Origin of the sequence: Bacteroides sp. CAG:189 (genome assembly GCF_000432295.1) — a bacterium.
Lineage (GTDB): Bacteria > Bacteroidota > Bacteroidia > Bacteroidales > Bacteroidaceae > Bacteroides > Bacteroides salyersiae.
Genome location: NZ_HF991056.1, coordinates 113,727 through 125,703, shown reverse-complemented (window position 1 = coordinate 125,703; position 11,977 = coordinate 113,727). Strand labels below are relative to the sequence as shown.

Here is an 11,977-nt window from a genome sequence, read left to right as displayed (position 1 = left end):
TAGCGGTTCAGCCGGCTGGACAAACAGTGCCGGTAGTGTTATCGTTAACCCAGGTAAACTCCTTGCCTCTGTTGTCGGTTCACTGACCCAACCTCTCTTTTATCGCGGCAGCAACATCGCCCGTTTAAAGATAGCCAAGGCACAGCAGGAAGAAGCTAAACTCGCTTTCCAACAGACCGTATTAAATGCCGGCAGTGAAGTAAGCAACGCGCTCTCTTTATACCAGACTACCGCCGAAAAGACCTCTGCACGTCAACTTCAAGTAGAATCTGCCGAAAAAGGCGCCGAATATACAAAAGAATTGTTTAATTTAGGCACGTCAACCTATTTGGAAGTTCTCTCGGCCGAACAGTCACTGCTGAGTGCGCGTCTGTCACAAGTATCCGACCATTTCGACAGCATGCAAGCCGTAGTCAGTCTCTACCAAGCATTAGGTGGCGGAAGAGAAAATTAAAAGGTATTAATTGTAAATCGTAAATATCATGATTAGTCCGTTAGCTTATGTAGATCCCGGAGCAAAAATTGGAAAGAATGTCACTATCCAACCGTTTGCCTATATCGAAAAAGATGTCGAAATCGGGGACGACTGTATAATCATGGCTTATGCCAGTGTTCTGAATGGTACCCGTATGGGAAAAGGCAATAAGATACACCACCATGCAGTGTTAGGTTCCGAGCCTCAGGATTTTCATTATACAGGTGAAGACAGTAGCCTGATTATCGGTGACAATAATCATATCCGTGAGAATGTAGTGATCAGTCGTGCCACATTTTCCGGTAATGCAACCCGCATCGGTAATGAAAACTTCCTGATGGACAAAGTACATATCTGCCACGATGTTCAGATTGGCAATCACTGCGTAGCCGGTATCGAGACAACCATTGCCGGTGAATGCAAACTCGATGATTGTGTCATCCTGAGCGGTAATGTAATCTTGCATCAGTATTGTCGCGTGGGTAGCTGGTCATTAGTTCAGAGCGGATGTCGTATTTCCAAGGATGTCCCCCCATATGTGATTATGTCCGGCAATCCCACCACCTATCACGGAGTGAATGCCGTAGTACTTACCCAGCATCACAATACATCAGAACGCATCTTACGTCATATTGCCAATGCCTACCGTTTGATCTATCAAGGTAACTTCAGTATTACAGATGCTGTACAGAAAATCGTAGACCAGGTTCCTATGAGCGAAGAGATCGAGAATATAGTTAACTTCGTGAAAGGATCCGAACGAGGAATTGTAAAATAACTACAGATTAAAATCTACATTTAGTATAAAAAACTCCATTGTTCTTTTTTAGAATAATGGAGTTTTTTTTATTTCCAAAATAAGAGAGACCGGCAACCTTGAAAATAGCCGATACCCCAACGTACCCACAATCTATCCTACACACACGACAATAATCCTTCGCCAAAGAAGTGCATCTTCCCCAATTTCAAAAATGAAAGTTAATAGTCTCCTCTATAAGCTAAGTAGTCTGAAAAATTAAGATAACTTTCCTCTAAATTTGTTCTTTATCATCTTCCATCCCCATAAATTGTAATGATATATACCATTATCCATAAAAATGGAAGAACAAAAGATTTTTATCCATTATTCATAAACTAAAATTAGAAAATATGAGACAAGATGATTTCGTGAACTTCATGCGTGCAACTATTTGTAAGTTTGAACAAAGCAATAGCTATGGAACAGCGCATATATACAAAAATAGCCTGAGCAATCTTATTGCATTTTATCGTACCGACAGGATACCATTTAAGAAAATAACTCCGGAGTTACTGAAAGGATTCGAGTTCTACTTAAGACAGAAGCAGCTCAGTTGGAATACCGTCTCCACTTACTTGCGCACAATCCGGGCAACTTATAATCGGGCTGTCGACAGGCACTTGGCACCCTATATCCCGCGATTATTCAAACAAGTATATACAGGTACACGTGCAGATCGGAAAAAGGCACTGAACGCCAAGGAAATGGCGCAAATATTTCAGAGTTGGAAAAACCGGGATATATCGGAGACACACTCTCGCACGCACGGTCTGTTTATCCTCATGTTCCTACTTCGTGGTTTACCTTTCGCAGACCTGGTAAACTTGCATAAGAAAGACCTAAACGGAAATACAATCTCTTACCGGCGTCGCAAAACCGGCAGGCAGCTAACCATTGACATCCCCCGGGAAGCATGGGCTATTTTAAATGAATACATGGATACCGATCCTCACTCTCCCTACCTATTTCCATTTCTGACGGGTAAAGAGGGCAGTATAGAGTCCTACCGTGAATACCAATGGGCCTTACGTACTTTCAATCAGCAGCTCAATCAACTCAAAGGAATACTGCATTTGAAAACTCATTTAAGCTCTTATACGGCCCGCCATACATGGGCTACCTTGGCCTATTACAATGAAATCCATCCGGGAATCATCTCGGAAGCAATGGGACACTCATCCATAACAGTCACGGAAACCTATCTAAAACCCTTCAATGCAACGAAAATAGATGATGCCAACAGGAAAGTCATTTCATCAATAGCACAGCATCGTTTGATGAATTAATTATGACACATTACTTTGTAGGTAACGGAATAATGATAAAATACACCTCTGAAAGCGTTTAGAGAGACTACTGTTTCAATTGATTTATTGTTTGATGTAGAGTAAATGTCATAGCGATGTGATCCATATTTATCGGAATGAATATGGAGAGAACTCTTTTTTGCTTTTGCAGAAAAACTCCACTTAATTTTTGGGGAGAATATTGTTAAATAATTGATATTTGAATAGTGTTTCCTCGCATTGATAAAAAAATGTGATGTTTATTTTGCTTTTACGAAAAATATATTGATCTTTGTGACAAAAATAAACTCTGTTACCTACAAAGTAACAGAAGAGCACAGCCCAAAATACATTATCAATACAGAAAAACAAAACAAGTGGTTTATGACAAAATGGTTTGGTAATTTTTTATTTTCAGAAAACAGAAATGAGTACATTAGAATTGCGTTTGAGTACAATTCTACCCCATGGCGGGTTTACAATTTGGCACATAGATCAAAGGCCCGTAGCAGAAAAGAGGAAAGAATCCTCATGGAACTGAAGGAAAGAGGCATAATCACAGTTATTCGCCTTTTCTGATCAAAAAGGATTACCAAAAGAGTGGGACCATTTTCTTTATACTCTTCATCTCAAGTATTTGACATGCCCACTCTATTTGGTAATTTACATAAAACATTTATAAAAAGAGACTTGATACGAAGGTCTTTTAAAACCGTTTTGAGAATTATAATTCCGATTCTTAAAACTTATTTAAACTTTGCCCGGCATTATTTTGAGAAGAGAACTTAAAAACAAACCTTTAACACGACCTTAAAAGTTATACTATTCTTATCAACAACAATAGATCTTTATACAGATAAGCAGTAGCTTTCATTTAAAACGAACATTAAACTCTTACTACAACAACATCCGGATGTTCTTATATAAAACATGGGGATGTATTCATGCACAACATCCCCATGTTCTGTATGACAACATGGGGATGTTTTTAGAGTGTAAAAAAAGAAAGGAAGAAATCCTGTGCAAAAGTTTATTCCATTTCCAACGTACCGAAGAAGTCCGGACGGTGAAAATCCGGTTGTTCTATCTCTATCGGATTCCAAGAAAGAAAATGCGGAGTTTGAAGTTCATCGCCGCATTTATAGAAATTAGCTTTGATCTCCTTTCCATCCAACGAAGTTATCTGATGTTTAAAGAACACAGTATAAGGAACAACCAAAGCGACCTCCCAGGTCACCTCCTCTACACGCTCTTCAAAGGGGGTACGTCCGAGACTTGACCAACGCTGTATCTGCGCTGTAACATCCGCAGGAGCATGTTCGCGATTGCTCCGTTGAGGTCCCACTCCCACAAGAACAGTACCGATACAATTGCATTCAATGTTATAGTAGATTCCGTCGCCGGCCGGAATAGAGAAGAACTCCACACAGGAATCCGTCCACACCGATCCATTATCTTCGCCATAACGGGCACGCACACTGGCTTCCGTTACCTTGAAATGCAGTAAAATGGCATCCTCCGTATGAGCAACCCGGAATTCGACTTTCGGGCAATAAGGATATTCGTTCCAATTCACTTTGCTGACAGGCTGGAAACCGATCTTTTCTTCATCCAGCAATTTGGGAAGTGAACTGACTTCCACATTAGCTACACTAATTTTTTTTACTTTCATGGCTTCTTGTATTTCTATAAGTCAAACAAAAGTAATATATTTGTGATTAGTTTCACCTTAAACCCGATAAAAAGTGAAAAAATTAATTCTTTTATTTTTAATTATACTGAACATAGCCACGGTTCTTGCTCAAAAACAAAACATCACTTTCAACCATTTGACCACCGATGACGGTTTATCACAATTCTCTGTGAACAGTCTTTACGTGGACGAGCAAGGGGTACTTTGGATCGGTACGCGTGAAGGATTAAATCGTTACAACGGTAGCGATATTAAAACTTTCAAGCTACAGAAAAACAATCCGAACAGTCTGTTCTGCAATACAGTACTTCGTATTACGGGCGATCAGCAAGGAAAGGTCTTTCTGTTGTGTACGGAAGGTGTTGCCGAATTCGATCTAATCACGCAGAAATTTACAACACTTCTGCAAGGGAACGTCACCAGTATTTACTTCAATAAACGTCTCTTTATCGGAAAAAAAGACGAAGTATACGTATACAACAAAGAGACACGGAATTTCGACCTTTCCTATCATCTGGCGGGCAAAGACATCTCTATTTCCTGCCTTCACCTCGACGATGAAGGTAGTCTGTGGATGGGAACCGATAACAGTGGGGTCTACAAATTAGACAAAGAAAAAGTACTCACTCATCCCATTGAAAAAGGGAATACAACGAGTATCTATCAGGATTCCTCAGGCGAATTATGGATAGGGAGCTGGGAATACGGATTATACCATGTGGACAAAGACGGTGTTATACACAACATGCGCCACGACCCGCAAAATCCCAACAGTGTTGCATCCGATTTTGTAAGAGATTGCTGTGAAGATAATAACGGTAACATATGGATAGGTACCTTCAAAGGGCTGAACCGTTATCAGAAAAGTATCGGGCGCTTCGACAATTATGTAGCAAACAATGATACGGAAAGCCTTACACACTCCTCTATCTGGTGTATTGTAAAAGATGCCCAAGGAACTTTATGGTTGGGTACTTATTTCGGAGGTGTCAATTACTTTAATCCGGAATACGAAATTTATACCCGATACAAGGCAACCGATACAGAACAAGAAGGATTGAGCAGCCCCATCATCGGCCGTATGACAGAAGACAAGAACGGAAACTTGTGGATATGCACAGAAGGAGGCGGCGTGAACGTTTATGACAGAAAAAAAGGAATTTTTCAATGGTTCCGCCATGAAGAAAGAAAAAATAGTATCTCACACAACAACGTCAAAGCGATCTATTATGATGAAAAGGCAGAAAAGATGTGGATAGGCACTCACTTGGGCGGACTCAACAAGCTGGATTTGCGCACCAATACCTTCACCCATTACCGGATGAAAGAAGACGATCCGAATTCATTACCTTCGGACATTATCCGGGACATAACCCCCTATCGCGACCAACTGATTATAGGTACCCAAAACGGAGTATGCCTTTTCGATCCGGCAACAGGTATCTGCCGGCAACTATTTAAGGATACCAAAGAGGGACAAGCCATAAGGATGGTAGCAGATCTTTTTATGGATAAAGACAGCACGTTATGGATTGCCGCGACGGGCGAAGGTGTATACAGCTACCGTTTCGATACCGACCTGTTAACCAACTATCGTCACGACCCGGAAATATCCGGTAGTCTCAGCAACAACAATGTAAACAGCATTATGCAAGACAGCCGAGGCCGTCTGTGGTTTTCCACCTCCGGTAGCGGACTTGATTTGTATCATAAGGAAAACAACAGTTTCGAGAACTTCGACATGCAGAAAAACGGGCTCTCCAGTGATTGTGTTTATGAAGTGTGCGAATCCTCTTTTGAACAAAACAGTTTGCTGCTCATTACCAATCAAGGATTCTCCAAATTTGATGTTCCTAACAAGACATTTCATAATTACAGTATTGAAAACGGATTCCCGCTAACAGCCGTCAATGAAAACGCACTCTATATAACCCGTGACGGTGACGTGTTTTTGGGTGGGGTACAGGGAATGATATCTTTTCACGAGAAAAAACTCTATTTTACACCTAAATCATATAATATTCTTCTATCACGCCTGATTGTTAACGGAAAAGAGGTTACTCCGGATGACGAAACAGGGATTCTACAATATGCCCTCTCATATACGCAAGAAATCACCTTAGAAGCCGACCAGAATATCTTCAGCATAGGCTATACCACCTCCAATTATATTTCGGCCAACCGAGATAAAATACTTTACCGCCTTGAAGGATTCTCTAACGAATGGAGCAGCGTGCAACGCGGACAAAATATCATCACATATACAAACCTAAACCCGGGAAACTATACATTCGTAGTCAAAACACACCGGGATGAAATCAAAGAAACCAGATTAAAAATACGGATACTGCCTCCCTGGTATGAAACCTGGTGGGCTTATCTCATCTATATAATATCGGTAGGAAGTTTATTGCTGTATCTTATTCATGCCTACAACTCCAGAATCCGTCTACGCGAATCTCTCAAATACGAAAAAAAGCATATTGAAGATCTGGAAGCACTCAATCAATCCAAATTGCGCTTCTTTACCAATATTTCCCATGAGTTCCGTACTCCGCTCACACTGATCGTAGGCCAGATAGAAACCCTGTTACAAGTGCAAACTTTCACCCCTAACGTATACAATAAAATACTAAGAATTTACAAAAGTAGTTTACAGTTGCGGGAATTGATAAGCGAACTTTTGGATTTCCGGAAACAGGAACAGGGGCATATGAAAATTAAGGTAAGCAAACATAACCTGGTAACATTCCTTTATGAAAACTACCTGCTTTTTCTGGAATATGCCAGCAGCAAAAAGATAAACTTTAACTTTAAGAAGGAAGCAGAGGATATTGAAGTATGGTATGACCAGAAACAAATACAAAAAGTTATCAATAACCTGCTCTCCAATGCTTTGAAACATACCAAGGCAGAAGACACCATCTCGATCAGTGTGAAAAAGCAAAAAGGAAATGCAATTATTGAAATACAGGATACAGGATCGGGTATCGACGCTACCGAAATAGATAAAATATTCGATCGTTTCTATCAAACCGAACAACTCGATTCATTAGCTGTAGGTGCAGGAACCGGAATTGGCCTGGCATTAACAAAAGGCATCATCGAATTGCACCACGGAACAATTTCCGTGGAAAGTGAACTCGGAAAAGGCAGTAATTTCATCATCACGTTAAAGTTGGGCAACGGACATTTCGAACCGGATCAAATTTCTCTGAAAGAAGAAATCGTGCAACAACAAGAGCCTCTGCACCCCGGTGTCTCCGCTATAATGGCCGAAGCTGCCCTCGATAATGACATCATCCCTTCACAGCCCTCAGATGCAAAAATGCTTATTGTTGAAGACGACGCTTCTATCCGTGAGATGTTAGCCGACATATTCCGGACATTCTACCAAGTTATCACCGCTTCGGATGGTGTAGAAGCCATGGAATTGGTGGAGAAAGAGATGCCGAGCATCGTATTGAGTGATGTAGTAATGCCACGTATGTCTGGTACTGAGTTGTGCAAACAAATAAAAAAAGAGTTCAACACATGTCACATCCCTGTTGTTTTGCTTACAGCACGAACTGCGGTAGAGCACACTGTAGAAGGCCTTCGAATCGGTGCAGACGACTACATTACGAAGCCTTTCAACATCAATATACTGGTGTCACGCTGTAACAATTTAGTTAACTCCCGCATCCAGTTACAGGAAAAATTCACCAGACAACCGCAAGCCTTTGCACAAATCCTGGCTACTAATCCAATGGATAAAGAAATGCTGGACCGTGCCATGGAAATTATAGAGAAATATTTGGATGATTCGGAGTTCAATGTCAACACCTTTGCCCGGGAAATGGGTATGGCCCGTACCAACCTGTTTAGCAAGCTAAAAGCTGTAACCGGACAAACGCCAAACGACTTTATTCTGACCATTCGTCTGAAAAAAGGAGCTATCATGTTACGAAGCAATCCGGAACTGAATATTACGGAAATCTCTGACAGAGTAGGTTTCTCTTCCTCTCGATATTTCAGTAAATGTTTCAAAGATGTATACCATGTTAGCCCGATGAGCTATCGAAAAGGAAAAGAAAACGAAGATGAGGAATAAAGGAAGAGGGGAGATTTGAGAAGGGAGAAGTACTATTGTGCAGCATGATAGCGCAGCCTACTTCTCCCCTCTCAAATCTCCTTTCTCCCTTTATTATGTACTTTTCTTGCCTATAATTCGGACTTCATTAGCCTATATTCTTCCTTATTTGGGGGTATCTTTGCATATATTAAAAGAACAAAGAAATCCTTAGATAAGAAAAGATCATGAAACAAATCTTGTATACTTTATCCTTATTACCCGGTGTTGCTCTAATAAGTAGCTGCGGAAATGCAACCAGCAAAGAAACAAGAAATCACAAACAACAAAAACCTAATATCATCTACATTTTCGCCGACGATCTCGGTATCGGTGATCTTAGTTGTTATGGAGCAACCCAAATCAGTACTCCAAATATCGACCGTTTGGCCGGACAAGGTGTCCAGTTCACCAATGCTTACGCTACATCAGCCACCAGTACCCCTTCACGCTTCGGCCTATTAACCGGAATGTATCCCTGGCGACAGGAAAACACCGGTATCGCCCCGGGAAATTCAGAGCTGATTATCGATACAGCCTGTGTCACCATGGCCGATATGATGAAAGATGCAGGCTATACTACCGGAGTAGTAGGCAAATGGCATCTCGGTTTAGGGCCTAAAGGAGGTACCGACTTCAACAAACAAATTTCTCCCAATGCACAAGATATCGGTTTCGACTACGAATTCGTGATTCCTGCCACGGTAGACCGTGTCCCCTGTGTATTTGTAGAGAACGGACGCGTAGTGGGGCTCGATCCTAACGATCCGATAACGGTAAATTATCAGCATAAAGTAGGGAATTGGCCCACAGGTGAAGAAAATCCGGAACTGGTTACTCTTAAACCCAGCCAAGGACACAATAACACCATTATTAACGGTATCCCACGTATCGGATGGATGACAGGAGGAAAATCCGCCCTCTGGAAAGACGAAGATATTGCCGATATCATCACCAACAAAACCAAACAATTCATTTCTAAGCATAAAAACGAACCTTTCTTCTTATACATGGGTACCCAGGATGTACATGTCCCCCGAGTACCCCACCCTCGTTTTGCAGGAAAAAGTGGCTTAGGTACTCGTGGCGATGTCATCTTACAGTTAGACTGGACTATTGGAGAAATCATGAATACACTGGACAGTCTGAACCTGGCAGACAATACAATGTTGATTTTTACAAGTGACAACGGTCCGGTTATTGACGACGGATATCAAGACCAAGCCCTCGAAATGCTGAACGGACATACCCCGATGGGTATCTACAGAGGAGGCAAATATAGTGCCTATGAAGCCGGCACGCGTATTCCATTTATTATCCGTTGGCCTGCGGGTATCAAACCAAGCAAACAACAGGCCCTTTTTTCACAAATTGACGTTTATGCCTCTCTTGCCGCCTTACTGAAACAACCTTTACGGAAAGGGGCAGCGCCCGACAGCCAAGAACACCTAAGGGTATTGCTTGGCAAAGAAGCCGGTAATCGCGATTATGTGGTACAACAAAACCTGAACAACACCCTTGCCATCGTAAAAGGACAATGGAAATATATTGAACCCAGTGACGGACCAGCCATTGAATATTGGACAAAAATAGAACTGGGTAACGACAAACAGCCACAACTATACAATTTATCATCTGATCCTGCAGAAAAACAGAACGTAGCCGATGAGTACCCGGAAATTGTGAAGCAATTATCCACCTTATTGGAAGAAGTAAAAAAATAGAATTCCTCTATTACATTCACTCTTAATTCTAAAAAAAATGAATCTGCTATTAAAGAAAAAACTGTTTATACTCTTGGTTGTCCTGAGTTGTACTTCCAATCAATTCATCCTTGCACAACCAACCCATACTACAACAGAAACGCGACTAAACTGGTGGCGTGAAGCCCGATTCGGTTTATTCATTCATTGGGGATTATATTCTGTAGCTGCCGGCCAATGGAACGGCAAAGACATAGATGGTATCGGTGAATGGATACAGAACTTTGCCAAAATACCTAACAGTGAATACAATAAGCTAACCAAAGATTTCACACTTCTGAACTATCATCCGGAAGAATGGGTCGCATTAGCCAAACAAGCTGGTACCAAATATATCGTTTTCACAGCAAAGCATCACGATGGATTCGCTCTTTATCCAAGTGATGCCAGTGAGTTCAATATAAGAATGACACCATATCAAGAAGACCCGTTAAAACAATTGATTACAGCTTGTCGAAAGGCCGGAATTAAAGTCGGAATTTACTATTCACATCGTCAGGACTGGCACGAAGAGGATGCAGCCGTTATGTCTAATGAATACGATGGACACTATGGAAAACCGAAATCAGAAGTCAAACCCAACCTCGACAGGTACATTCGACATAAAGCGCTCCCACAGATACGTGAACTGCTGACACGATATGGCAATATTGACTTAATATGGTACGATACCCCTTTCGATCTGACCCTTGAACAAAGCCAGATATTTGTCAATGTGATACGGGAGTTACAGCCAAACTGTATTATCAATGGGCGTGTAGGATACAACCTGGGAGATTATGGACCATTGGGAGACAATGAAATGCCTTGTAGCAAAGCAACAACCGATCTGGAAATGGTGGCAACCTTAAATCATACTTGGGGATATAAAAAGAACGACAACCATTGGAAAGGGAAAAAAGAGATTCTCTGTTCCTTGATCGAATCTGCAAGCCGCAATATTAATTATATGGTTAATATCGGTCCGATGGCAGACGGTACAATACCTACGCCAAGTGTGGATATTCTAAAATTTGTAGGTAACTGGATGGCAGTAAACTCCGAATCCATTTATGGTACAGAAGGTAATCCATTCAATGATAATTTCCCTTGGGGCTATGTCACCCGTAAAGAAAATAATCTATACCTGCACCTGACACAATGTCCGCAAAACAATTGTATATTGCTAAAAGGCTTACATTCAGACATCCGGCAAGCGATGATACTGGCAACTCAACAACCATTAACCGTTGCTAACCGGCAATCCGTCAAAACAATCACAATCCCTGATGGACTGGACTATGAAAAAATTCCGGTTATCAAACTTGTCTGCGAAACTCCAATAAAAACAGATACCAGAAACTTAATGAATGAAGGAATTATCTCCATTCCGGCAGCATCAGGAACAGTTAAGGCCGGCCAAAAGGGAAAAATAACTTTCGCAGAAGGAGGAACGACCGAAAATTTCAACCCGCAAACCGGCAGCCTATTGTTAGAATGTGAAATAGACATTCCCGGAGAGTATGAAGTAAAGCTATATACCAGTCGCCACTGGAGAAAATCATTTGCAGAAGGAACATTTGTTACCTTAAAAACAGGAGACAATATTCTCAGTAACCGCCTGCTTAAAAAAGACGGCGAACTGGCCAATGTACGCCAGAACTCTTATCCGGAAACTTGGAGTACCATCGGTACTGTTACATTCCCCAAAGAAGGTACGCAGAAAATAGAACTTTCTATCGACAAAATCGGAACATTCACCCGGCTCGGTCATTTTGGAGAAGACCTTCAAGGTGAAAGTGAAAATAATATACGAATCATGAAAATAGAATTAATCTACAAAACACAATAATTATTTTATCACTAAAGCC

The 11,977-nt window shown here is 41.3% G+C and carries 7 protein-coding genes; 6 read left to right on the top strand and 1 reads right to left on the bottom strand.

Features of this window, described 5'->3' with window-relative positions; translation table 11 throughout:
• From QVP90_RS08240 to QVP90_RS08230, 3 genes are all read left to right on the top strand, one after another.
• Positions 1 to 454, top strand: a 454-nt coding sequence (locus QVP90_RS08240; protein WP_288204096.1) for a TolC family protein, incomplete at its 5' end; no start/stop codon positions are given.
• Between the two features lie 28 nt (positions 455 to 482).
• On the top strand, positions 483 to 1,253 hold the full coding sequence (gene lpxA / locus QVP90_RS08235; RefSeq protein ID WP_021936148.1) for an acyl-ACP--UDP-N-acetylglucosamine O-acyltransferase: 771 nt from the start codon (positions 483 to 485) through the stop codon (positions 1,251 to 1,253).
• Positions 1,254 to 1,624: 371 nt separating this feature from the next.
• Positions 1,625 to 2,560, top strand: coding sequence for a tyrosine-type recombinase/integrase (locus QVP90_RS08230; RefSeq protein ID WP_021936147.1), 936 nt, complete (start codon positions 1,625 to 1,627; stop codon positions 2,558 to 2,560).
• Positions 2,561 to 3,590: 1,030 nt separating this feature from the next.
• On the opposite strand, the gene QVP90_RS08225 is transcribed toward QVP90_RS08230, so the two are convergent.
• A complete protein-coding gene (locus tag QVP90_RS08225) occupies positions 3,591 to 4,232 on the bottom strand; it encodes a carbohydrate-binding family 9-like protein (RefSeq protein ID WP_021936146.1) in 642 nt (213 codons plus the stop codon).
• 73 nt (positions 4,233 to 4,305) lie between these two features.
• On the opposite strand from QVP90_RS08225, the gene QVP90_RS08220 reads away from it, so the two are divergent.
• The 3 genes from QVP90_RS08220 to QVP90_RS08210 all read left to right on the top strand — a co-directional run bounded on the left by QVP90_RS08220 (position 4,306) and on the right by QVP90_RS08210 (position 11,958).
• Positions 4,306 to 8,346, top strand: a complete 4,041-nt coding sequence (locus QVP90_RS08220; RefSeq protein WP_021936145.1) for a hybrid sensor histidine kinase/response regulator transcription factor — start codon at positions 4,306 to 4,308, stop codon at positions 8,344 to 8,346.
• Positions 8,347 to 8,552: 206 nt separating this feature from the next.
• Entirely contained in the window at positions 8,553 to 10,088 is a 1,536-nt protein-coding gene (locus QVP90_RS08215; protein WP_021936144.1) for a sulfatase family protein, read from the top strand.
• Between the two features lie 37 nt (positions 10,089 to 10,125).
• Positions 10,126 to 11,958 carry an alpha-L-fucosidase gene (locus QVP90_RS08210; protein WP_005927651.1) on the top strand — a complete coding sequence of 611 codons (1,833 nt, stop codon included), beginning with the start codon at positions 10,126 to 10,128 and terminating at the stop codon, positions 11,956 to 11,958.
• The last annotated feature ends 19 nt before the right edge of the window (positions 11,959 to 11,977 follow it).

Bases quoted from the DNA above. Each gene is read 5' to 3' on its own strand.
- lpxA (WP_021936148.1), top strand. From the start codon at position 483: ATGATTAGTCCGTTAGCTTATGTAGATCCCGGAGCAAAAATTGGAAAG.
- QVP90_RS08225 (WP_021936146.1), bottom strand. From the start codon at position 4,232: ATGAAAGTAAAAAAAATTAGTGTAGCTAATGTGGAAGTCAGTTCACTT.
- QVP90_RS08215 (WP_021936144.1), top strand. From the start codon at position 8,553: ATGAAACAAATCTTGTATACTTTATCCTTATTACCCGGTGTTGCTCTA.
- QVP90_RS08210 (WP_005927651.1), top strand. From the start codon at position 10,126: ATGAATCTGCTATTAAAGAAAAAACTGTTTATACTCTTGGTTGTCCTG.
- QVP90_RS08230 (WP_021936147.1), top strand. From the start codon at position 1,625: ATGAGACAAGATGATTTCGTGAACTTCATGCGTGCAACTATTTGTAAG.